The 23,935-nt window shown below is 48.6% G+C and carries 23 protein-coding genes and 2 other annotated features; all 23 genes read left to right on the top strand.

Annotation, left to right across the window (positions count from 1 at the left end; all coding sequences use genetic code 11):
- The 23 genes from WH45_RS17425 (at window position 1) to pheA (ending at window position 23,164) form a co-directional block, all read left to right on the top strand.
- Window positions 1-975 carry an RluA family pseudouridine synthase gene (locus WH45_RS17425; RefSeq protein WP_046215882.1) on the top strand — a complete coding sequence of 325 codons (975 nt, stop codon included), beginning with the start codon at window positions 1-3 and terminating at the stop codon, window positions 973-975.
- Between the two features lie 141 nt (window positions 976-1,116).
- Window positions 1,117-1,409, top strand: a binding site (T-box leader).
- Between the two features lie 165 nt (window positions 1,410-1,574).
- Complete coding sequence (locus WH45_RS17420) at window positions 1,575-4,244, top strand: valine--tRNA ligase (RefSeq protein WP_046215715.1); 2,670 nt, start codon at window positions 1,575-1,577, stop codon at window positions 4,242-4,244.
- 10 nt (window positions 4,245-4,254) lie between these two features.
- Window positions 4,255-5,631, top strand: a complete 1,377-nt coding sequence (locus WH45_RS17415) for a bifunctional folylpolyglutamate synthase/dihydrofolate synthase (protein ID WP_046215714.1) — start codon at window positions 4,255-4,257, stop codon at window positions 5,629-5,631.
- Between the two features lie 6 nt (window positions 5,632-5,637).
- Window positions 5,638-7,023, top strand: a complete 1,386-nt coding sequence (gene murC, locus WH45_RS17410) for a UDP-N-acetylmuramate--L-alanine ligase (protein ID WP_046215713.1) — start codon at window positions 5,638-5,640, stop codon at window positions 7,021-7,023.
- Window positions 7,024-7,195: 172 nt separating this feature from the next.
- Window positions 7,196-7,438 carry a DUF4321 domain-containing protein gene (locus WH45_RS17405; RefSeq protein ID WP_046215712.1) on the top strand — a complete coding sequence of 81 codons (243 nt, stop codon included), beginning with the start codon at window positions 7,196-7,198 and terminating at the stop codon, window positions 7,436-7,438.
- 40 nt (window positions 7,439-7,478) lie between these two features.
- Window positions 7,479-8,087 carry a Maf family protein gene (locus WH45_RS17400; RefSeq protein WP_046215711.1) on the top strand — a complete coding sequence of 203 codons (609 nt, stop codon included), beginning with the start codon at window positions 7,479-7,481 and terminating at the stop codon, window positions 8,085-8,087.
- A gap of 26 nt (window positions 8,088-8,113) precedes the next feature.
- The gene (gene radC, locus WH45_RS17395; RefSeq protein WP_046215710.1) at window positions 8,114-8,803 is read left to right on the top strand and encodes a RadC family protein; all 690 of its coding nucleotides are present in this window, start codon (window positions 8,114-8,116) and stop codon (window positions 8,801-8,803) included.
- A gap of 39 nt (window positions 8,804-8,842) precedes the next feature.
- A complete protein-coding gene (locus WH45_RS17390) occupies window positions 8,843-9,877 on the top strand; it encodes a rod shape-determining protein (RefSeq protein WP_046215709.1) in 1,035 nt (344 codons plus the stop codon).
- 59 nt (window positions 9,878-9,936) lie between these two features.
- On the top strand, window positions 9,937-10,809 hold the full coding sequence (gene mreC / locus WH45_RS17385) for a rod shape-determining protein MreC (protein WP_200897738.1): 873 nt from the start codon (window positions 9,937-9,939) through the stop codon (window positions 10,807-10,809).
- Entirely contained in the window at window positions 10,809-11,339 is a 531-nt protein-coding gene (gene mreD / locus WH45_RS17380) for a rod shape-determining protein MreD (RefSeq protein WP_046215707.1), read from the top strand. The genes mreC and mreD overlap by 1 nt, the downstream gene beginning before the upstream one ends.
- Window positions 11,340-11,448: 109 nt before the next feature.
- Window positions 11,449-12,117, top strand: a complete 669-nt coding sequence (gene minC / locus WH45_RS17375) for a septum site-determining protein MinC (protein WP_046215706.1) — start codon at window positions 11,449-11,451, stop codon at window positions 12,115-12,117.
- Window positions 12,118-12,120: 3 nt separating this feature from the next.
- Window positions 12,121-12,915, top strand: coding sequence for a septum site-determining protein MinD (gene minD / locus WH45_RS17370; RefSeq protein ID WP_046215705.1), 795 nt, complete (start codon window positions 12,121-12,123; stop codon window positions 12,913-12,915).
- Window positions 12,916-12,921: 6 nt separating this feature from the next.
- The gene (locus tag WH45_RS17365) at window positions 12,922-14,064 is read left to right on the top strand and encodes an FtsW/RodA/SpoVE family cell cycle protein (protein ID WP_046215704.1); all 1,143 of its coding nucleotides are present in this window, start codon (window positions 12,922-12,924) and stop codon (window positions 14,062-14,064) included.
- A 230-nt stretch (window positions 14,065-14,294) separates the two neighbouring features.
- Window positions 14,295-15,542 (top strand): Rne/Rng family ribonuclease, encoded by a 1,248-nt coding sequence (locus WH45_RS17360; RefSeq protein ID WP_046215703.1) that lies wholly within the window; start codon window positions 14,295-14,297, stop codon window positions 15,540-15,542.
- Window positions 15,543-15,597: 55 nt separating this feature from the next.
- Window positions 15,598-15,679, top strand: a sequence feature (ribosomal protein L21 leader region).
- Between the two features lie 14 nt (window positions 15,680-15,693).
- On the top strand, window positions 15,694-16,005 hold the full coding sequence (gene rplU, locus WH45_RS17355) for a 50S ribosomal protein L21 (protein WP_017814066.1): 312 nt from the start codon (window positions 15,694-15,696) through the stop codon (window positions 16,003-16,005).
- Between the two features lie 13 nt (window positions 16,006-16,018).
- Window positions 16,019-16,354 (top strand): ribosomal-processing cysteine protease Prp, encoded by a 336-nt coding sequence (locus WH45_RS17350; RefSeq protein WP_046215702.1) that lies wholly within the window; start codon window positions 16,019-16,021, stop codon window positions 16,352-16,354.
- 16 nt (window positions 16,355-16,370) lie between these two features.
- The gene (rpmA, locus tag WH45_RS17345) at window positions 16,371-16,682 is read left to right on the top strand and encodes a 50S ribosomal protein L27 (RefSeq protein ID WP_017814064.1); all 312 of its coding nucleotides are present in this window, start codon (window positions 16,371-16,373) and stop codon (window positions 16,680-16,682) included.
- 216 nt (window positions 16,683-16,898) lie between these two features.
- Complete coding sequence (locus WH45_RS17340) at window positions 16,899-17,759, top strand: Spo0B domain-containing protein (RefSeq protein WP_052723838.1); 861 nt, start codon at window positions 16,899-16,901, stop codon at window positions 17,757-17,759.
- 65 nt (window positions 17,760-17,824) lie between these two features.
- A complete protein-coding gene (gene obgE, locus WH45_RS17335) occupies window positions 17,825-19,135 on the top strand; it encodes a GTPase ObgE (protein WP_046215701.1) in 1,311 nt (436 codons plus the stop codon).
- 306 nt (window positions 19,136-19,441) lie between these two features.
- On the top strand, window positions 19,442-19,879 hold the full coding sequence (locus tag WH45_RS17330; RefSeq protein WP_046215700.1) for an ACT domain-containing protein: 438 nt from the start codon (window positions 19,442-19,444) through the stop codon (window positions 19,877-19,879).
- A 106-nt stretch (window positions 19,880-19,985) separates the two neighbouring features.
- Window positions 19,986-21,275: a homoserine dehydrogenase gene (locus WH45_RS17325; RefSeq protein WP_046215699.1), complete on the top strand. Its 1,290-nt coding sequence runs from the start codon at window positions 19,986-19,988 to the stop codon at window positions 21,273-21,275.
- A 15-nt stretch (window positions 21,276-21,290) separates the two neighbouring features.
- Window positions 21,291-22,286 carry a homoserine kinase gene (thrB, locus tag WH45_RS17320; protein ID WP_046215698.1) on the top strand — a complete coding sequence of 332 codons (996 nt, stop codon included), beginning with the start codon at window positions 21,291-21,293 and terminating at the stop codon, window positions 22,284-22,286.
- Window positions 22,283-23,164 carry a prephenate dehydratase gene (gene pheA / locus WH45_RS17315; RefSeq protein ID WP_046215697.1) on the top strand — a complete coding sequence of 294 codons (882 nt, stop codon included), beginning with the start codon at window positions 22,283-22,285 and terminating at the stop codon, window positions 23,162-23,164. Before thrB ends, pheA begins: the two co-directional genes overlap by 4 nt.
- Window positions 23,165-23,935 lie beyond the last annotated feature (771 nt).

The raw sequence follows: 23,935 nt of genomic DNA, 5'->3' as shown, positions 1-23,935 counted from the left end.
ATGACACCTGCCATGGACGACCACAATGGTTCCAATACCGGGAATCCTTCTTTCAAATCGATTCGAGCCGCTGCGGAGCGCCGCGGTGAATGGCTGGAGCTCATGCCCGGCCGTGAGCTTGATCTGCAGCAGACCGAGCAGCGTCATACCCGGATGATGCAGTGGCTGGAAAGCCAGTCTTTCCCGGTCAAACTGCTGGGCAGGCTTCATTCCAAAGGAGAAATCAAAATAACCGGCGACCGCATCAGACTGCGTTTGTTCCCGGCAGCCGAGTACGGATTTGAGCCGCGTTATGATCATCCGGTGGAAGTTCTGTATGAAGATGATTACATCCTGGTGGTGCACAAGCCGGCCGGTATGGCTGTACACCCTGCGGATCAGCAGGATACACGGGTGACGCTGGCCCATGCTGTAGCTGCGCATTATGAGAGTACCGGCCAGGATTGTGCCGTACGCCATGTCCATCGTCTGGATGAGGACACGACCGGACCGGTACTGTACGCCAAGAACGAATTTGCCCTTTCCCTGATGGATGAGCAGATGCGGGAGAAGCTCATCGACAGACGTTACGCTGCACTCGTGCAGGGCAATGTCAGTGATCAGCTGACAATAATCGATGAACCGATTGGCAAGGACCGTCATCACAAGCAGCGCCGCCGGGTATCACCGGGTGGACAATCTGCCGTTACTTTTGTGGAAAAGGTAGCTGGTACCAAAGCCGCCAGTCTGGTCAAGCTGAAGCTGGAGACCGGACGGACGCATCAGATCCGTGTCCATATGAGCTATATGGGGCATCCGCTGATCGGTGACGCATTATATGGTGGTCGTAGCGATCTGCTGGATCGCCAGGCACTGCATGGCGAACAGCTTGCTTTTGTCCATCCGTGGACGGGTGAAGAGACGGTCGTGGATGATCCCTGGCCATCGGATATGCTGCAGCTGGCTGAGAGCCTCAAGCTGATTGGACAGGAGTAATGACGCCTTGCAGTTACAGGCGGGCTGCTTTTGATTTAAAGTAAATACAGACAGGCTGGCATTCGGCAGGCATACGCTGGATGTCAGCTTTTTTATTGACTTTGCCACGTCTACAAGTTATGATGTTGAGTGAAAATTAGTTCAAAAACTGTGAACGGAAATAGTAGACATGATCGGCCTTTAGAGAGCGGAACTGCTGCGCTGAGAGGTTCTGTAGGATGCGATACGTCGAAGTCGTCCGGGAGTTGTTCATTTGAGACCAGGCTTGTCCGATCCCCGAGATCGGCAGCAGTAACAGGTATAGAATGGACCGGTAGCAGCCGTTATCTGTCTTAGAGTGTCGTTATCTGATGCGTATTTTCAATATAATCGCAAGGAAGTACAGGTAGCGAAACAAAGGTGGTACCACGAGAGCCAGGCCTTTCGTCCTTTGAGACGAAGGGCTTTTTTTGTTGGTCTGGCCTTACTGGTGGATAATAACTACCGAACAACGATCATACACGGTTTAATACGCAGAAACGGGTATTCATGGCATCTGCTGTCCCGTGCATGCATCAGGTGTACACTTTTACTTATATGATAATGATGGAGGGATCTGTATGACAGAACCAAACACTAATCCGGCAGCAACATCCATGCCGACAACGTATGACCCCAAATCCGCCGAGCGCAAATGGTATGACTACTGGATGGAAAATGATTTCTTCCGTGCAGGCCAGCGTCCGGATGCACAGCCATATACGATTGTTATTCCACCGCCGAACGTAACCGGTATGCTGCATATCGGCCATGCGCTCGACTTTACCCTGCAGGATATTATGATTCGTACCAAACGGATGCAGGGATATGATGCACTCTGGCTGCCGGGTTCCGACCATGCCGGTATTGCTACCCAGACCAAGGTAGAGCAGAATCTGCGCGCCGAAGGCATTACCCGTCATGATCTGGGACGCGAGAAGTTCGTGGAGAAAGTGTGGGAATGGAAAGACAAATACGCACAGACCATTCACGAGCAGTGGGCCAAAATGGGCTTCTCTCTCGATTACTCCCGCGAGCGTTTTACCCTGGATGAAGGGCTGTCCAAGGCAGTACGCCAGGTATTCGTAAAATTGTATGAAAAAGACCTGATCTATCGCGGAAAACGCATCATCAACTGGGACCCTCAGGCACGTACGGCCCTGTCCGATATCGAAGTGGAATACAAAGAAGTAAACGGTCATCTGTATCATCTGGAGTATCCGCTGAAGGATGGAAGCGGCTCGATCACTGTAGCCACAACCCGTCCGGAAACCATGCTGGGTGATACTGCAGTAGCTGTTCATCCCAAAGACGAACGCTACAAAGATATGATCGGCAAAATGCTCGTACTGCCAATCATCGGCCGTGAAATCCCGGTAATAGCAGACGATTATGTAGACCGTGAATTCGGCAGTGGTGCCGTGAAAATCACACCTGCCCATGATCCGAATGACTTTGAAATGGGTCAGCGCCATGATCTGCCGCAGATCGTAGTGATGGACGAAGGCGGCATTATGAATGAAAATGCCGACAAATACCAGGGCATGGACCGCAGTGATGCACGCAAACAGATCGTCAAGGATCTGCAGGATGCCGGTGTACTGATTCGTATTGAGGATCATGTTCATCAGGTAGGACACAGTGAGCGCTCCGGAGCTGTAGTTGAGCCGTATCTGTCTACCCAGTGGTTCGTTAAAATGAAGCCGCTGGCTGATGCAGCCATCGAAGCACAGCGTAATGGCAAAGGTACGAATTTTGTACCGGACCGTTTTGAGAAAACATACCTGAACTGGATCGAAAATGTACGTGACTGGTGTATTTCCCGCCAGCTGTGGTGGGGTCATCGCATCCCGGCCTGGTACTGCGAAGAGACAGGCGAGATTATCGTATCCGCCGAAGATCCAAGCAATCTGCCTGAGCATGCGGGCAAAACGCTGCGTCAGGATGAAGATGTACTGGATACCTGGTTCAGTTCGGCGCTGTGGCCGTTCTCCACACTCGGCTGGCCGGATGAGACAGAAGATCTCAAACGCTATTATCCAACTGATCTGCTCGTAACCGGCTATGACATTATCTATTTCTGGGTAGCGCGCATGATCTTCACAGCGATTGAGTTTACCGATCAGATTCCGTTCAAGGATGTGCTGATGCATGGTCTCGTACGTGCGTCGGATGGGCAGAAAATGTCCAAATCGCTCGGCAACGGGGTTGACCCGCTTGAAGTTATCGAACAATATGGCGCGGACGCGATGCGTTACATGATCTCTACCGGCAGTACGCCGGGTCAGGATTTACGTTTCCGCTGGGAGCGCGTAGAGCAGTCCCGCAACTTTGCCAATAAAATCTGGAATGCTTCCCGTTTTGCACTGATGAACATGGAAGGATTCACTTTTGAAGATATCGATCTGACCGGCCAACTGAGCACGGCGGACCGCTGGATTCTGCATCGCATGAACGAAACGGCGCGCGATATTACACGCCTGATCGATTCCTATGAATTCGGGGAAACCGGACGCTTGCTGTACAACTTTATCTGGGATGATCTGTGTGACTGGTATATCGAGATCGCCAAGCTGTCCCTGTATGGAGAAGATGCAGCTGCCAAGAAGACGACCCAATCCGTACTCGCGTATGTACTGGATCGCACGATGCGGATGATTCATCCGTTTATGCCGTTCATTTCCGAAGAGATCTGGCAGCATCTGCCGCATGAAGGACAGACCATTACACTGGCGGCGTGGCCGGAATTCGATCCTGCACTGGAAAATAAAGCAGCTGAAGAAGAGATGAGCCTGCTGATCGATATGATCCGCTCCGTACGTAATATCCGTGCGGAAGTAAACGTACCGATGAGCAAAAAAATCGAACTGCTCGTTAAAGCCAATGATCAGCAGTCCCTCGATATCATCGAATCCAATGCCCATTATATCCAGCGCTTCTGTAATACTTCCGAGTATCAGGCAGGTCTGGAACTGAATGCGCCGGACAAGGCGATGTCCGCTGTCGTAACCGGTGCGGAACTGTACCTTCCGCTGGCAGGACTGCTCGATATCAGCCAGGAAATTGCCCGTCTGGAAAAAGAAATGGCTACGCTCAACTCCGAAGTGGAACGTGTGGAGAAGAAGCTGTCCAACCAGGGCTTCGTATCCAAAGCACCGGCGAAAGTGATCGAGGAAGAACGTGCCAAACAGGCTGATTATTCCGACAAACGCGACAAGGTTCTTGCCCGTATTGCCGAACTGAAAGGTTAAGGTGAACGTTATGGAATACGAAACTGGGGAGGGGCAGCCAGCCCCTCTACATACGTACGAACAGGCTGTGGAGTGGATTAATAATCTGATTCCTTTTGGCATTCGTCCGGGATTGGAGCGGATCGAGCAGCTGATGCAGCTGCTCGGCAATCCGCACCGCAGGCTGAAGTTCATTCATGTGGCAGGCACCAACGGCAAAGGCAGTACCTGTGCCTTTCTGACGCGGGTATTGATTGAATCGGGTTATGATGTAGGTACATTTACTTCGCCGTATATCACCAAGTTCACCAACCGTTTTCAATATAATGGTCAGGATATCCCCGAAGAGACGCTGCTTCGTGTCGCCAATCGTCTGTATCCGCTCGTCGCGGAGATGGCAGCGACCGAACTGGGTTCTCCCACCATGTTCGAAGTATCGACCGCACTGGCTATTGTGTATTACGCCGAAGAGTGCTATCCCGATGTTGTCGTATGGGAGACCGGTCTTGGAGGACGGATGGATGTGACCAATATCGTGCATCCGATTGTGTCGGTGATCACGAATGTGGGTTATGATCATACGGATATTCTGGGAGATACACTAGAGCAGATCGCCGGCGAAAAGGCAGGCATTATCAAGCCCGGCGTGCCGGTAGTGACCAGTGTCGATCAACCGGAAGTAATCGAAGTACTTGCCCGCAAAGCGGAGCAGTGTCGTACAACCATGTATTTGGCAGGCCGGGATTATACGGCAGAACGTCTGAGCGGAGACGAGGACAGCCAGTCTTTTCATTTCAAGGGACCTTTCCGTGAAATGGATATTCAGATCGGTATGCAGGGCGAGCATCAGTGTGCCAACGCCGGCCTTGCCATGATGACGCTGGAAGTGCTGCGTCAGTATATGGCCTTTGTGCTGGATGATGAGCCGCTGCTGTCCGGGTTCCGTCATACATTCTGGGCAGGACGCCTGGAAAAGGTGTCGGATCACCCGCCGATTGTACTGGATGGCGCGCATAATCCGGAGGGAGCCGCTTCACTCGTGAAGAGCATTCCGCAGACGTATACGTACAACAAACTTCATATGCTGGCAGGCATGCTGGAGAACAAGCAGCATGAACCGGTATTCCGTCATCTGCTGTCCATTGCGGACACATTGATTCTGACCGAACCGGATTTTAGACGTAAAATGGATGCGGACAAATTGTACGAGCTTGTCCGTCAACTACAACATGACATGAACAAAACGGAAGTTGAGATTATAGTGGAAAGTGACTGGAAGCAGGCATTGGAGCTGCTGAAGTCACGCACAGAACGGGAAGATCTTGGGGTCGTTACCGGAACACTGTATTTAATTTCAGATGTAAGAGCGACTCTTTTGCATCAATCCGATTCTGAAAAGGGCTGGTGAGACATAATGAATAAGACAGAACATGTACATTTTATAGGCATCGGCGGTTACGGCATGAGCGCTATCGCCAAAGTATTACTCGAAATGGGCTACAAGGTGACCGGTTCGGATGTCGCGATGAGTGCATTGGCAGCCAAGCTGCAGCAGCAGGGCGCCGAAATACACATCGGACACGACGCACAAAAAGTACACGGCGCGGATCTGCTCGTCTACTCTTCGGCAGTAGCAGCCGATGACGTGGAGCTCGTAGAGGCGAGACGTCTAGAGATTCCTGTACTGCATCGCTCCGAGATGCTGGCACGTCTGCTGAACGAACGTAAAGGGGTAGCGGTGGCAGGAGCGCATGGCAAGACAACCACGTCTTCCATGATCGCACTGGTGATGGAAGAGTGTGACGCTGATCCAACGTATATTATCGGCGGAGAGATCGTGAATCTCGGCACCAATGCCAAGGCAGGCAAAGGGGACTATGTAGTCGCCGAAGCCGATGAGAGCGACGGCACGTTCCTGCAGTACCATCCGACGATTGCAGTCGTAACCAATATTGAAGCGGATCATCTGGAAAACTATGACGGTGATTTTGCAAACATCAAAGCGGCTTATGTACAATTCCTTAGCCAGCTGCGTCCCGGCGGTAAAGCAATTGTCAATGCGGATGACGAGAATGTCCGCGAACTGCTGCCCAATATCCAGGGAGATACGGTTACCTTTGGTATTCAGCAGGATGCAGACTATACGGCAGAAGACATTCAGCCGGATGACCGCAAAATCTCATTCATGATGAAATACCGGGGCGAGAAGCTGGGAACTGTCCAGCTATCCGTACCGGGTATCCATAATGTCTATAATGCAATGGCAACGATCATTTCCTGTCTGGAAGCAGGACTTTCCTTTACTGCTGTAGCGGCGGCGATTGTACGTTTCCAGGGAGCTAAGCGCCGCTTCCAGGTGATCGGTGAAGCCAAGGATGTACTGGTTGTGGACGATTATGCCCACCATCCAACCGAGATCGAAGCGACCCTGCAGGCTGCACGCGCAACCGGCAAAAAGATCATCGCGATCTTCCAGCCGCAGCGGTATTCACGTACCTTCTTCCTGCTGGATGAATTCAGCCGTGCTTTCACGGAAGCGGATGAAGTGATCATTACGGATATTTATGCACCGGCTGGCGAGAAGCAGATCGAAGGCGTTCACTCTTCCCGTCTGGTCGAGCTGATCCGTGAGAACAGCAACAGCAATGCCCGCTATATCGCGGAAAAGGAAGAAGTCGTTACCATGCTGACTTCCCGCCTGGAACCGGGAACACTGATCATTACAATGGGTGCAGGCGACATCTGGAAAGTATCCAAAGCGCTGGCGGAACAGTTGGAATCGGCACAAAAAGCCAACTGATTTGCCTGCTGTCGGACATTGGACAGATGATGTTTTATCAAAAGACTGTCTTCGGACAGTCTTTTTTAACGGGATTTTCAGCAAAACAAACCTCTTTTCTTTTTTGTTTGTATTGCTGTAAGAATCAACGTATAATAATGTGGTGTCAAATCAAAGGCAGGGGAAAGACAGCATGAAAAAAAATGCAGGAACATTAATTTTATTTTTGCTGCTGGGCTGGCTGATTGGCGAATGGATCGCTACACTGCTGGAGCCTGTAGCAATTTTATCTTTTCTGACCAAGTCGACGACCATTGACTGGTCTCCCAGTGCCAATTTGAACATTATACGCTACAACATTGAGCTTCATCTCAAATTGAGCCTGCTCAGTCTGCTCGGGGTAGTGGCCGCGATATGGCTGTACCGCAGACTCTGAATCATTCAATAATAACATGTAAAAGGAGAGGGCCTTTCTTATGAGTAGAGAATCTCAGCGTCGTATCATACTGGCGTCCGCTTCTCCACGGAGGAAGGAATTGATGGCCTCTTTACAGCTGGAATTTGAAATTATGCCGAGTGAAGCCGACGAATCCGTACCCGGGGATTGGTCTCCGGAACGTATCGTTACTGAACTGGCCCTTCGTAAGGCAAACGCTGTATGGGAGCAGTACCCTTCCAGGGTGACCGATGCGGTTATTGTCAGCAGCGACACGATTGTCGTGCTGGACGACCGTGTATTTGGCAAACCGGAGAATGAGGAACACGCTGCGGCCATGCTGCAGTCTTTACAGGGACGGAGCCATTATGTGTATACCGGAATCGCCTGCACCGATACGGCAACTGGCCGCACTCGCACGGATTACCGGCAAACGCTTGTACATATGAAGCCTCTCACACCAGAGCGGATTCAAGCTTACGTACGCAGCGGTGAACCTGCCGACAAGGCCGGGGCCTATGCCATTCAGGGATTGGGTTCCACACTGGTTGACCGTATTGAAGGCTGCTATTTTACCGTAGTGGGTCTGCCTGTTTCGCTGCTAAGCGATATGCTGGAGGAGTTTGATATATCCGTTCTTGGTTCTTAATTCTGTCATAGAGAAGAGGAGTACCGATGGAGGCGCCACAATATCGTTTGCGTGATATTCCTCTCGAAGATCGTCCGCGTGAACGGATGATCAGTTATGGAGCCGAGGCACTCAGTCATGCCGAACTGCTGGCTATTTTGCTGCGCACCGGCACAAGAGACGAGTCTGCCATTCATCTGGCAGCACGGATTTTGCAGCAGGTGGGCACCGTTCGTCAGCTGGTAGATCTCAGCATCGAGGAACTGACGGAGATCAAGGGAATCGGCACAGCCAAAGCGATCCAGATCAAGGCTGGAATCGAGCTGGGCAGGCGAATTAGCCGTACTGGCAAGGAAGACGCCATGGTGATCCGCAGTCCGCGCGATGCCGCCGATTTATTGATCGAACAAATGCGCTATTTGCAAAAAGAACATTTTGTATGTTTGTTTCTGAACACTAAGAATCATATTATTTCCCAGGAAACATTGTCGATGGGCAGCCTCAATGCTTCGATTGTACATCCGCGTGAAGTATTCCGTGCAGCGATCAAATGCAGCAGTGCATCGGTCATCTGTGCACATAACCATCCGAGCGGCGATCCTACGCCAAGTCCGGAGGATATTTCACTTACCCGGAGACTCGTTGAAGCAGGGCAAATCATCGGAATTGAAGTGCTGGACCATCTGGTCATTGGAGATATGAAATTCGTAAGTTTGAAGGAACAGGGCTTCATGTAATATAATAGTCGAGATTCAGAGGAAAGGGAGTTAAAAGTTATGTTTGGTGGTTTTACGAAAGATTTGGGGATTGACCTTGGGACAGCAAATACACTGGTGTATGTAAGAGGTAAAGGAATTGCAGTTAGAGAACCTTCCGTAGTCGCGATCCGTACGGATACGAATACGATCGAGGCTGTTGGCGAATCCGCCAAAAAAATGATTGGTCGTACACCGGGTAACATCCGTGCCATCCGTCCGATGAAAGATGGCGTTATCGCTGATTTTGATACTACAGCGACAATGATCAAATACTTTATCCGCCAGGCACAAAAACAGCGTTCGATGTTCCCGCAGCATCCGAATGTAATGGTATGTGTACCTTCCGGCATCACTGCAGTTGAGCAGCGTGCGGTTGAAGATGCAACCAAACAGGCTGGAGCACGTGAAGCCTACACGATCGAAGAACCATTCGCAGCAGCGATTGGTGCTGATCTGCCAGTATGGGAACCAACAGGCAGTATGGTTGTCGATATCGGCGGCGGTACAACAGAAGTTGCCGTTATCTCTCTCGGTGGTATCGTAACGAGTCGTTCCGTGCGTGTAGCCGGTGATGAAATGGATGAAGCAATCATCCAGTACATCAAGCGTCAGTACAATCTGATGATCGGTGAACGTACATCCGAGCAGCTCAAAATGGATATCGGTTCTGCGATTCCTTTTGAAAAAGTGGAAACAATGGAAATTCGTGGTCGCGACCTCGTATCAGGTTTGCCAAAAACACTGACCATCACTTCCGATGAAATCTCTGAAGCACTGTCCGATACGGTTGCTGCTATTGTGGAAGCTGTCAAAGTAACGCTGGAGAAATGTCCACCGGAACTGGCAGCGGATATTATGGATCGCGGTATCGTACTGACAGGCGGCGGCGCACTGCTTCGCAATCTGGACAAACTGCTTGCTGGCGAGACAGGTATGCCGGTAATTGTAGCTGAGAATCCACTGGATTGTGTAGCGATCGGAACAGGCAAGGCTCTGGAAAATATCCATCTGTTCAAATCACGCAGCAGCTCGGCCGTTCGTTCGAAGCGTTAATTTACGGCCATCTATGGTCAACCCCCATCAGGGAAGAATAACCGTTAATTAAGAGGGTGTTGAAACTGTTTAAGCTGCTGGGTAACAAGAAACTGTTTATCCTGCTGGTAGGACTGATTTTATTCATCGCATTAATGGGATATACATTGACCAACCGAACTTCGTTATCCTGGCCCGAGAAATTGGCCCGGGATACGGTCGGTTTTGTACAAGGTGTATTTTACAAGCCCGCTTCTTACATAGCGGGCTTCTTTGAAGATATCAGTAACCTCAGTGAACTGCATGAGGAGAATCAGGAACTGAAATTAACTGCTGCACAGTACATGATGCAGCAGGCAAACTATAATCAATTGGTACAGGAAAACAAAAGGTTCAAAGAGCAGCTTAAGTTTACGAACAACCAGTTGGCTCAGAACCAGTTTGACCTGCATGTGGCCAATGTAACAAGTGTCGATAACGATGAAGACACTGGAACCATCGTTGTCGATCTTGGAAGCAAGGATGGCGTCCGTAAGGATATGCCGGTCATTTCCCTGGAGGGCATGGTCGGAATCGTCAGCCAAACGAGCAATTACCATGCGACGGTTAAGCTGCTTACCACACTTGATCCGCTGGACCCGAATTCCAAAGCTATTGCAGCCACAGCTGTCGGCAAGGAAAATCAGTCCTTTGGTATGGTGGAAAGCTATGACAAGGCGACAGGCATGCTGACCATGACGCAGATCAAGGAAGATGATCCGCTGAAAAAAGGCGATACAATTGTATCTTCCGGCAGCGGTGGTCTGTTCCCACGAGGCATGATTATCGGTACAGTGGTGAGCCGTCAGGTGGGAGACTTTGGTCTGACCAATACAGCTACCATTGATCCGTCAGCCGACTTCAAGGACTGGAAAGAAGTATTTGTGGTATATACCAAGGAGACTCAGGAATAATGGCGCGTCGGTTGATTTTGCTGCTGCTGCTATTTCTGGTCTTTATCTGGGAAGGAACGATCATTCCCTGGTTAATACCGGACTTTCTGGATACGAGGCTTGTTCCTCATCTGGCCTATATTTTAATTCTGTTTGTAGCCATTTATTATCATCGTCATACGGCGCTGGCACTCGGTCTGATCTTTGGTCTGCTGCATGATGTCGTCTTTTATGGGGATATGATCGGCGCCTATGCTTTTGCAATGGGATTGTCAGCGTATGTACTGGGGCTGCTTTTCCAGTCGCCCCGTGCACCATATCCGCTAATGATGACCGTTGTGCTGATCGGCAGCCTGCTGCTGGATCATCTGCTGTATGGGCTGTATCTGGTCTTCGGACTGACGCGTGAACCTTATGCGTGGGCTCTGGGACACTACATGTTCCCTAACCTGCTGCTGCATTTTGTTTTTGCACTGATCATATTTGTGCCGGTGCGCCAGCAGCTGGAGAAGGTTGCCAAGCTGCGCAGACGGGCAGCAGAGGAAGAGTAGAGCCGAGCCGAGCATGATGTCATTGTGGAAAAAGCCGCTTAATTTGCGGTTCAGGCAGGAATTCCCGCCACCGGCGCGAACTGTATAGTAAGGTGGGGGTGACCGAAGAATGGCTGTAAGAGCCTCAAGATATGTAACGATCAAAGGAATCAAAGACGGATTAACTTTCCAGTTTGATGATAAATGTGATTTTGAAGAGCTGGTTAACGATTTGCGTTTTAAGCTGGAACATACCCATCAGAACATTCTGACCGGTCCACTGGTACATGTGGATATCCGGACAGGTGAACGCGAGATGACGGAGGAGCAAAAGGATACCCTGCTGGATATACTGAGCCAGAAGGGTAATCTGCTCGTCCGCTCTTTTGAAGAACCGCCTGTACCGGAACTGGAAGTCATCGACCGGAATGCTGTGAAAATTCTCACGGGCATGATCCGTTCGGGGCAGGTGCTCCATCATGAAGGTCCGCTGCTGTTTCTGGGGGATGTGAATGCGGGCGGTACGGTAACGAGTACAGATGATATTTATATACTGGGTGCACTGCGTGGAATGGCGCATGCCGGTATTGATGGAAATGAAGATGCTGTTATTGCTGCTTCGTTCTTTTCCCCGACACAGCTGAGAATTGCAGACCGGATCAGCCGGCCGCCGGATGATGGGGAGAACCGGGAATCCCATATGGAATTCGCCTATCTGCAGGATGGAATTATGAAGATTGATAAAATGGCAAATATGGCCCGGCTTGGTCGGGATTTTAACGTGTTTAAAGGGGTGTAGTACATGGGAGAGGCTATTGTCATCACTTCAGGCAAAGGCGGAGTAGGAAAGACAACCACTTCCGCAAATATTGGTACCGCGCTCGCGCTCCTCGGCAAAAAAGTCTGTCTGGTAGATACGGATATCGGTTTACGTAATCTGGATGTCGTGATGGGACTGGAAAACCGGATCATTTATGATCTGTGTGATGTCGCCGATGGCCGCTGCCGTCTGAATCAGGCGCTGGTCAAAGATAAACGTTTTGACGAACTGTATATGCTGCCTGCCGCACAGACCAAAGACAAGAATGCGGTCTCACCGGAACAGGTAAAAGAAATCATCGAGGAACTGAAAAAGGATTTTGAATACGTTCTGATTGATTGCCCTGCAGGAATTGAGCAGGGATTCAAAAATGCGATTGCCGGAGCAGACCAGGCCATTGTGATGACTACACCTGAAAATGCTTCTGTTCGTGACGCTGACCGTGTAATCGGTCTGCTGGAGAGCTCGCATATTAGTTCACCCAAGTTGATCGTGAACCGGATTCGCCATAGCATGGTGAAATCAGGAGATATGCTGGATATTGATGAAGTACTGCAGGTGCTGAATATTGACCTGCTTGGAGTAGTACCGGATGATGAAATGGTGATCAAGGCAGCCAACTCTGGAGAGCCGACAGTCATGAATCCGGATTCCAAAGCTGCAATTGCTTACCGGAACATCGCCCGCAGAATTTTGGGGGACACGGTTCCATTAATGCAGATGGATCAGAAAAAAAGTGCATTTTCTCGCTTTAAGAAGTTTTTTGGAATGGGTTGATGGATTTTGCTTAACAAGTTTAAAAAGCTGGATTGGGGAATTATTACCCTGCTCGGCGTATTTATGGTGTTCAGTACATTGCTCGTACGCAGTGCCATTGCCCCGGACCCCAAATTCCAAGGCTATGACATTCGTGCGCTCCTCTTTTACGGTATTGGCTTTGTGATCATGTTTGCTGTCAGCATTTTCGATTATCGGATTTTGCTGCGCAAGCACTGGTATCTGTATGGGATCGGGATTTTATCTTTGCTGCTGCTGTACCCGTTTGGTTCCGAGATCAATGGTGCCAAAAGCTGGTACAACTTGCCGGGATTCCAGTTTCAGCCTGCAGAGATGGTCAAGATTGTTGTTGTTTTGACCACAGCGTATCTGCTGGGTAAACGGGATGGTGACCCGCTTCGGTTCCGCTCGGATTTACTGCCGACTTCACTGGTCGTTTGTATACCGTTTCTCATTGTTTTGATTCAGCCCGATCTGGGAAATGCCATCATTTACTTGATCATCCTGGTAGGTATGCTCTGGATTGGTAATACCAGATATACACATGTCATTGTGGGGCTTACGACGATTATCGGTGGGTTAATACTGGTGGTCGTATTATTTACAACCTTTAATCAGCAGATTCATGATTATTTGTACGATAACAACAAGGCTCACTGGTATGAGCGGATTAATACCTTTATTGATCCGGATAAGGCTTCGGATGATGCCAAACATCAATCCAGCTATGCCAAGATTGCAGTAGGTTCAGGCGGATTATTCGGTGACGGATATATGCAGGGCCAACTGAAAAATAATAAATTCGTTCCTTATCCATACTCGGATTCAATCTTTGTCGTTATTGGAGAGGAATTTGGTTTTGTCGGATCTTCGATCCTGCTTGTAGTATATTTCCTACTGATCTATCGAATGATACTCATCGCCTTGCAGTGTTATGACAGGCGGGGTTCCTATATTATTGTTGGTATTGTCAGTATGTTCGTATTCCAGATTTTTGAGAATGTGGGCATGATGATTGGTCTGATGCCAATAACGGGGATTACACTTCCATTTATCAGCTATGGAGGCACGTCCCTGATACTGAATATGCTCAGTATCGGCCTCGTACTCAGCATCAAGATTTATCAGGAAAAATACGAAGTCGATTAACCGGTACATCTGTACCGGTTTTTTTGTGTTTTCCTTTTCCCTATAAGTGACCCGCCAATACCGGAAATGAATACCGTTCCGCGAGATAGTCGCGCGCTTATCCGATAGGCGTGCCTTTGCAGAGGAATGAAACCTTTTATTACCACCTGTCGTCTAGAAAAAGAGGAATGGATATGGAAGCAAGCATCGATGACGATAGCTTTTTCAGAAAATAGAGGTGGAACATAATAATGAAGCAGATGATAGTAAGTTATGCGTCCAAAGAAATACAGATGGCACTTCTGGATCGGGGCCAGCTGGTTGAATTTGCTTCAGAACGTTCATCTGGTAAAGGAATTGCCGGTAACTTTTACAAAGGCAAAGTCATGAATGTACTGCCGGGTATACAGGCTGCATTTGTCGATATAGGCCAGAAAAAGAACGGCTTTTTATATATCGATGATGTGCTGCATCCTCATATGGACAAGCAGCCTTCCATCAAACCCAATATCGCAGACCTGATCAGTGCAGGACAGGAAATCATCGTACAGGTAGCCAAGGAACCTGTCGGTACCAAGGGAGCCAAACTGACGACCCATTATTCACTGCCGGGCCGCTGGGTCGTCTACATGCCCGAAGCGGATTATATCGCGGTCTCCAAAAAAATCAGCACCGACGAAGAGCGTCTGCGGTTGAGAAGGCTCGGTGAAGAGCTGCGTAAAGGGGAAGAAGGACTCATCCTGCGCACCGTGTCTGAGGGCGAGCCGACTGAAGCGATTGCTGCCGATATCCGGCAGTTGCGTGAGACCTGGAAACGGATCATCAGCCGGGCAGGTCAATCTGCACCGCCGATCGAGCTGCATCGTGATCTGGGAATTGTGGAGCGGATGATCCGAGACGTATTTAATCCGGAGGAAGACCGTTTTATTACCGATCATACTGAAAGTGCCCAGCAGGCCTCGGAATTTATCCGGACACTGGTCCTGCCGGGTACCCCTGTTCCTGTAGAATTATACAGCGGGCAGGAGCCGCTTTTTCAGCATATGGGTGTGCAGGAACGCCTCTACCGTGATTTTCAACGCAAGATCTGGCTGGAAAATGGCAGCCATATTATCTGGGACCAGACCGAGGCACTCACTGTCATTGATGTGAACACTGGCAAATTCACCGGTGGAGCCACACTGGAGGAGACGGTGACCCATACGAATATTCAGGCAGGGGAAGAGATCGCCAGACTGCTTCGTTTGCGTGATACCGGGGGAATTATAATTATCGACTTTATCGATATGGACAGCGAGTCGGGACGAGAAGCGGTCGTGGAAGCCATGGAGAACGTGCTGTACAAAGACCGCACCAAAACACATATTGTGGGCTGGACAAGGCTCGGCATGTTGGAATTGACCCGCAAAAAGGCGCGTGAAGAGACCGGCAGCATGAGCTACAAAACCTGCAGTGTTTGTCATGGAACCGGCAAAATTGCTTCCCGGATAAAGGATTGATTTATTGATTTGGCTGTGCTACAATAATTTGGTATGTGTCGGGTATTACTCCTTTCACATGCTGCAACCGCTCCGATCGGGTATAAGTTCATGGGTATTCCCTGTGGCACCTGGATCAGGCGAGTCTGAGACATGAGGAGGTGCAAGGAGAATGTACGCAATTATCGAAACAGGTGGTAAGCAATACAAAGTGCAAGAGGGCGATGTATTGTTCATCGAGAAGCTGGACGCTACTGATGGCGACAGCGTAACTTTTGACCGCGTTCTGGCTGTATCCAAAGAAGACGGTCTGGTAACTGGTTTGCCGCTGGTAGAAGGCGCTAGTGTAACAGCGAAAGTTGAAAAACACGTTAAGGGCCAAAAGGTTGTAGTTTACAAATACAAACCTAAAAAGAACTACCACGTAAAACAAGGTCATCGTCAACCATATACTAAAGTGACTATTGAGAAAATCCAAGCATAAGAAGGTGCGGTAATTGATTATCGTACGCATTGAGCGTCATGAAGACGGTACAATTGGTGGTTTTTCATCCCGTGGACATGCAGGATATGCCGATCGTGGAGAAGATATTGTGTGTGCAGCCGTTTCTGCCATTACGGTAGGTACGGTGAACTCCGTTGAAGCTCTCACAGGTATAGAAATGAAGGCCAAGATGAAGGATGGTTTCCTGAGTGCACGCTTGCCGGTTCTGCCGGAAGAGAGTCCAAAGGACCAGATTCAATTGTTGTTGGAATCGATGCAGGTTATGCTGGCTAGTATCGAAGAGTCTTACGGAGAGTATATCAAGATAAAGCAAGTTACATTAACGTAAAAAGGAGGTAGACAACATGTTGAAGCTTAATTTGCAATTGTTCGCTTCCAAGAAGGGTGTAGGTTCCACAAAGAACGGACGTGATTCCCACTCCAAACGTCTTGGTGCAAAACGTGCAGATGGTCAGTTCGTAACTGGTGGTAACATTTTGTTCCGTCAACGCGGTACTAAAATTCACCCAGGAACAAACGTGGGCATCGGTAAAGACGATACACTGTTTGCAAAAGTTGACGGCGTCGTGAAATTCGAACGTTGGGGCCGTGACCGCAAAAAAGTGAGCGTCTACCCGGTTGACGTTGCTCCAGTAGCAGCAGCAATCGAACAATAATCCGGTCTGCGGACTAGGATCAATAAGCCTCCGGTACATGTTGGTGCCGGAGGCTTATTATATTTATCTAGCGTTGAATAATAGCTTCATTTTTAAGTATAATACGGTTATACACAATATTTTCCAGAAATAGCTTGGCTTTTATAGAATAGCTCCTGGATAATTGTGATATACTTGTTCTTGGTTAAAAAGCCGTCGGAAGATTGGGGAGAAACCATGAATCATTTTAGCCGTGTTCCAGTCCTGCTGGGCGGAACAATCATCATACCTTTAATCGCAGCCTATCGGTTTCATTCGATAGCGGCTTATGTTGTGTTGGCAATCTGGATTGGTGCCGCATACTGGCTTGGAATTCGAAGCATACGGAGCAGTATGCAGGAGCGGCTTACCCATCGTAATGGAGAACTGCAGAGACAGATGGGCGAGGTAAGACAGCAGAATGAACGCCTGAAGCGGGAAAATCTGCATTACGCTCAGCAGCATGCATCGATGCAGCAGCAGAATGAAGCTGTGCACATGACAGCGATCGAGGCATTCAGTCATCATCGTCATGATTGGATGAATGATCTTCAGCTGCTGTATGGGTATATTCAGTTGGGCAACAAAGATAAGCTTGTTGAGAATATAGAGCGAATCAAAGAGCAAATGATGACGGACAGCCGGGTATCCAAACTGGGTATTCCTTCCCTCATCTTTTATTTGCAGTCCTTCAAGGCGGTAAACCGTGATATTCAGTTAGAAGTAGAGATAGAAGATGGGATCACACTTGAAGGCCGGCTGGGAACGGAACAGAGTGAGGAATTGACCCGAGTCATTCAAGAGACGATCTCTGCTTACCAAACGAGCGGAGGATCGTCCTGGGGTGAGTGCCCCACCTTATCGATTATTATCCGGAATGACGACGATGAGGTTCAGTTTATATTTGAACCCGAAGAAGTCTATCCCGGACCGGATCAAATCTGGGCAGCGGTCAATCAGCTTATTGAAGGAACGACGATTACTGCGACCCGCCCGGAAGACGATCCTGCTTCTATTTCACTGCATATCTATCCGGTTCAGACAAAGACATCCGTATAAAAGAACGGATGCATACTCATGAAGCAATCATGGGTCAGAGTACTATAAAAGTTGAGGTGCAACTAATGTTTGTAGATAAAGCGAAGATTTTTGTAAAAGGCGGCGACGGCGGTAATGGTACCATCTCTTTCCGCCGTGAGAAGTATGTACCGAATGGCGGACCTGCAGGCGGCGATGGCGGACGCGGTGGCGACGTTATTTTCCGTGTAGATGAAGGTCTGCGTACACTGATGGACTTTCGTTACCAGCGCCATTTCAAAGGCCAGCGTGGTGAAAAAGGCCGTACCAAGAACCAGCACGGAGCAGGTGCGGAAGATACAATTGTACGGATTCCACCGGGTACTGTAATTATCGATGAAGATAGCGGAGAAGTTCTGGCGGATCTGACCCGTCATAACCAGGAGATCATTGTAGCCAAAGGCGGACGTGGCGGACGCGGGAATACACGCTTCTCGACACCGAACAACCCGGCTCCTTATCTTGCGGAGAATGGCGAAGAAGGTCAGGAACGCAATATTGTTCTGGAATTGAAAGTTATGGCAGATGTAGGCCTAGTTGGTTTCCCAAGTGTTGGTAAATCCACGCTGCTGTCTGTTGTTTCTGCAGCGGAACCGAAGATTGGCGCCTATCATTTTACAACCATTACACCTAACCTCGGTGTAGTTGCTGTCGGCGACGATCGCAGCTTTGTTATGGCCGATCTACCGGGACTGATCGAAGGCGCTCACGAAGGGATCGGACTGGGACACGAGTTTCTCCGTCACGTTGAGCGTACGCGCGTAATCATCCATGTCGTGGATGTATCCGGATCAGAGGGCCGGGATCCTTTTGAAGACTGGCAAAAAATCAATGAAGAGCTCAAGCTCTACAATATTGAACTGGAAAGCCGTCCTCAGATCGTAGCCGCGAACAAAATGGATATGGCTGAAGCTCAGGAAAACCTGGAAGAATTCACAAAGAAAATTCGTGAAGTGAATCCGGACATTCAGATCGTACCGATCTCCTCACTGACACGCCAGGGTATTCAGGAACTGCTCTATAAAGCAGCCGATATGCTCGATCAGATGCCTGAGATCGTGACCGTAGAAGAAGTCGAGCAGGTAGCCGAGCGTAAAGTGTACAAGTTGGAGAAGAAGGAAGACGACGGCTTCACCGTGCATCGTGAGAATGAGATGTTCGTAGTTGAGAGCAAGAAAATCGAGAATCTGATGAAGCGTATGCAGCTTACTTCAGAAGACGCGATTATGAAGCTGGGACGTACCATGAGACATATGGGTGTTGATGCAGAGCTTCGCAAACGTGGTGCCAAAGACGGCACAATTGTGCGCATTGGCGATTTCGAGTTCGAATTTGTTGAAGGCAGCAGCTACTTCTAAGCTGTACGCCATTATCATTTGTATAGCAGCGATTGTTTTATAATCAGATACAGAATCAGCCGGAAACCTTTATGGTTTCCGGCTTTTTTTATAAACGCATCAGCATCCGGCAGCACTGCAACCATATTAATGCCATTCATCTGGATATCGCTTTATTCATCTTTCTATATCGATAGTGGATGAAGGATTTTTGCGCAGTACTTACTGGGATCTAACCCTTCGTTAGCTAAAAAAGGTTGCCTGACCGAAAGAGTTACTTTATAATGTCCACTATACGAATACATGAGTCTTTGAGGAGAGGACGTTGTGAAAGAACGATATTATCTGGTGCGGGAAGATATACTGCCTGATGCCGTACTGAAAACGATGCGTGTCAAAGAAATGCTGGCTGCAGGCGAGAGTCGCACGATCAATGAAGCTGTCGAGAAGGTTGGACTCAGCCGCAGCGCCTTTTATAAATACAAGGATGGCATACACCCACTCAACAAGCTAGAAAGGGATAAAATTATCACCGTCTCTTTTGATCTGGATCACCGTTCCGGCATTTTGTCCCATGTGCTTGGTTTGATGGCCGAATATGGTGGCAATGTACTGACGATCCATCAAAGTATACCATTGCAGGGACGAGCCAATGTTGTGCTTTCAGTAGAGACATCCCGTCTGACGCAGGACCTGGATACAATGGTAGAAGCGATGCAGAATGTGACCGGTGTCCGTCATATTCACATTATTGGACAGGGTTAATTTAACAGTTTATGCTGTTTACAATGCTTTACGGGTAACAGTCAATCCGTACAATGAGTAGCAATATATACTGCAACCTAAATCAGCCCAGGAGGGGAAGCAACGTATGAAAACGGTAAAAGTAGGATTATTAGGACTAGGAACTGTAGGTACAGGGGTAGTGAGAATTGTGGAAGGTAACCAGCAGGACCTGAACAGTCAGGTAGGGTCTCCGATTGTAATTGAGAAAATTGCCGTACGTAGCGCTGATAAAGTCCGTAATGTGGAGATCGACGCTGCCAAGCTGACGGTTGATCCGTGGGAAGTTATCCATGATCCGGAGATTGACGTTATCGTAGAAGTAATGGGCGGCATTGATCAGACCAAGGAATATATTCTCGAAGCGCTGGAACGCGGCAAGCATGTAGTAACGGCTAATAAGGATCTGATGGCACTGCATGGCTCCGAGATTCTCGCCAAAGCCCAGGAAAAGCAGTGTGATGTTTTTTACGAAGCCAGTGTAGCCGGCGGTATTCCGATCATCCGCACACTGATCGAAGGCTTCTCTTCCGACCGGATTGTGAAAATTATGGGGATTGTCAATGGAACGACCAACTACATACTGACCAAGATGAGTCAGGAAGGTGCTTCTTATGAGGATGTATTGAAAGAAGCCCAGGATCTCGGTTATGCCGAATCCGATCCGACCAGTGATGTGGAGGGACTGGATGCAGCCCGTAAAATGGCTATTTTGGGTACACTCGGTTTCCGTACGAATGTCGAACTGGATGATGTGGCTGTACAGGGGATCTCTTCCGTAACCAAGGAAGACATTACTTATGCCAGAAATCTTGGCTATGAAATGAAACTGCTCGGGATCGCAACGAGTGCCAATGACCATATTACGATCAGCGTACAGCCAACCATGATCAAGCAGAGCCATCCGCTGGCTTCTGTAAATGGTGTATTTAATGCAGTCTATGTTCATGGCGAAGCCGTAGGTGAGACGATGTTCTATGGAGCCGGAGCAGGGGAAATGCCCACTGCCACTTCGGTAGTAGCTGATCTGGTCGCTGTTGTCAAAAACCTGAAGCTGGGTGTAAACGGACTAAAAGCAATTGTTCCTTACAAGACCAAAAAATTGCAAAGTGACGATCAGGTATTCTACAAAAACTTTATCCTGCTGCATGTGGATGACAAAGCGGGCGTACTTGCTCAGATCACCCAGGTGTTTGCCGAGTATGATGTCAGCCTGGCCTCGGTGGTGCAGCAGCCGAATGAGCATAATCCGGATGCGGAGATTGTAATCATTACTCACCGCGCCAGCAAAGCGAACTTTGACAGAGTGCTTCAGCATCTGGAGCAGCTTGATGTGATCCAGCGGATCAAGAGTGTATACCGGGTAGAAGATATCTAAAGGAGCAATGCGATCATGAGCAATCAGGGTTCTGAAAAAGTATATAATCGGAGAAACTCCGTGCGTGTAGCGGTACCTGCGAGCACTGCCAATCTGGGCCCCGGGTTCGACACGCTTGGCATGGCGCTCAGTTTGTATTCCTGGATCGAAATGAGAGAAGCGGATCATACTTCGATTACTCTGCTTGGTGACCAGTTGGACGGAATCCCGACAGACAAGACCAACCTCATTTACAAAATGGCACAGGCTGTATTCGAGAAAACCGGAATTTCCATCCCTGAACTGAAAATCACCATGTATTCGGATATCCCGCTGACGAGAGGACTTGGCAGCAGTGCTTCGGCTCTGATCGGTGCCCTTGCAGCAGCGAATGCCCTGACAGGCCATCTTCTGTCCGATGAAGAGCTGCTTAATATGGCAACCGCCTTTGAGAAGCATCCGGATAATGTGGGTGCCTCTCTCTATGGAGGAATTGTAGCCGCGACATGGAATGGAGAACAGGCGAGATGTATTGGGATTCAACCGCCCGAAGCGCTGCAGGCACTGGTCGTTATACCGGAGTTCCAGCTGTCTACAGCTGCAGCGCGCGAAGTGCTGCCAACCGAGCTCTCCATGGCAGATGCAGTGTATAATATCAGCCGCAGTTCCTTGCTGGTTGCAGCACTGACCTCGGGCAAGCTGGACATGATCAGGGAAGCGATGCAGGATCGTCTGCACCAGCCTTATCGCGCGGCGCTTATACCGGGGATGGAGCCAATCCTGGCGCATGCATCTGATCATGGAGCGCTTGGTATTGCGCTGAGTGGAGCTGGTCCTACCATGATTGCTCTGGTAGATCGCCATTCCGGGCAAAAGCAGCAGCTGGAGAATTATTTGCTGAACACCATGCAGTCGCATGGTATTACGGCGCAGGCATTATGGCTTGAACCGGTGACCGGGGGAGTTATATATTACTACGATACCGAATCAGGTTCATTTATGGACACCGTCAAAGGAGAAGTACGTCTATGATCCGTATAGCAGCCTTACCTTCCGGCTCGGTCTCTCATGAAGCACTGCTGCATATTATGGGACAACAGCCGCTTGAGATCACCCATCACAAAATGATTGCTGATGTATTTATGTCTACAGCTCAGGGGAAAACGGATTATAGTGTAATCCCTATTGAAAATACGATAGAAGGATCGGTATCCCTTCATATGGACTGGCTTGTACATGAAGTCGATATTCCGATGCAGCTGGAATGGGTATACCCGTCCATTCAGAACCTGATTGGAAGCCGTGCTGAATTTGTATCCGCAAGCGGTGAACTGGACTATTCCAAAGTCACTAAAGTTTTGTCTCATCCTGTAGCAATGGCCCAGTGCCTTCAGTTCATCCGTGCCGAGATGCCGCAGGCCGAACTGGAGCATGTAGGTAGTACAGCAGAAGCGGTACAAATGGTCAGCCAAAATCCAGGCAAAGGATGGGCAGCGATTGGTACCACGCTTGGTGCCCAAAAGTATAATCTGGATATACTGGCGAGTCGTGTCACTGATCATGATAATAACCATACAAGGTTCGTTCTGATTGGCAACAACCCGATAACCGTATCCAAAGATGCCGATCACCAGAAAACCAGTATCCTGGTTACCCTAAATGAAGACTTTGCAGGGGCGCTTCATCAGGTACTCGCTGCATTCTCCTGGCGCAAACTGAATCTGTCCCGCATCGAATCCCGCCCTACCAAGAAAAAGCTGGGCACCTACTATTTCTATATTGATGTACTGGATAACCGCAACTCGGTACTCCTAAAAGCAGCCATAGAAGAAATCGGGGCACTCGGCTGCCAGGTAAGAATACTTGGTTCTTATCCATGTTATGAGTACAATTTGGCAGCTAAGAGCTAAGAGCTAAGAGCTAAGAGCTAAGAGCTAAGAGCTAAGAGCTAAGAGCTACAAGTAAAATTAAAGTCAAATTATTTGTTTATCCTATTGAACAAATCATGTATGCGATCTTGTCATTTCCAAAAGCCGATCTGCTTCATCAATAAGCAGATCGGTTTTTTTGTAACTTTATGTAGAGGGGATGAATTCTATTCTAAATGTGAGCCTGACTTGATAGTTCCAAGTAAATCTTGGAACTATCTTATAGGAGTCTATCATTGAGAACTGGCTACCTCTATATCGTCTCTGTATCTGCTAAGGATTTCTTTCTAATGAAGTAATGTCAGTTTCGCATTGGCAGTGCATTACATGAATGAACCGAGAGAATAAGAAGAAAGGTAGAGAAGAAGAAAGATAAGGTATAACAGGCTAATGCCACACCTAATGTCGCAAAAGAAACGTCACAAAAGAAATGTACCATAGTCTGCAGCCTTAATGAGTACAAAACTAAATTCTAAAAAAGTGCTTGCTAAAAGTCTAACTACATGATATATTATAAAAGTTGTCACGAACGAGTGATAATAAGATCATTATCACTTCTCAATCTGTTAGAACTGAAAATTTACAAGTTGAAAAACTTGTTCAAAAAAAGTTGTTGACAGATGATTGCCAACATGATAGGATATAAAAGTTGTCACCGAGAGACATGGTGATGATGAAAAAGACTTTGATCTTTGAAAACTGAACAACGAGTGAGTGAAGAACTTAGTTCTTCAAATATAGAGAACAGCAATG

Origin of the sequence: Paenibacillus wulumuqiensis (assembly GCF_000971965.1) — a bacterium.
GTDB classification, from domain to species: Bacteria; Bacillota; Bacilli; order Paenibacillales; family Paenibacillaceae; genus Saccharibacillus; species Saccharibacillus wulumuqiensis.
This window is presented reverse-complemented; position numbering and strand designations above follow the sequence as displayed.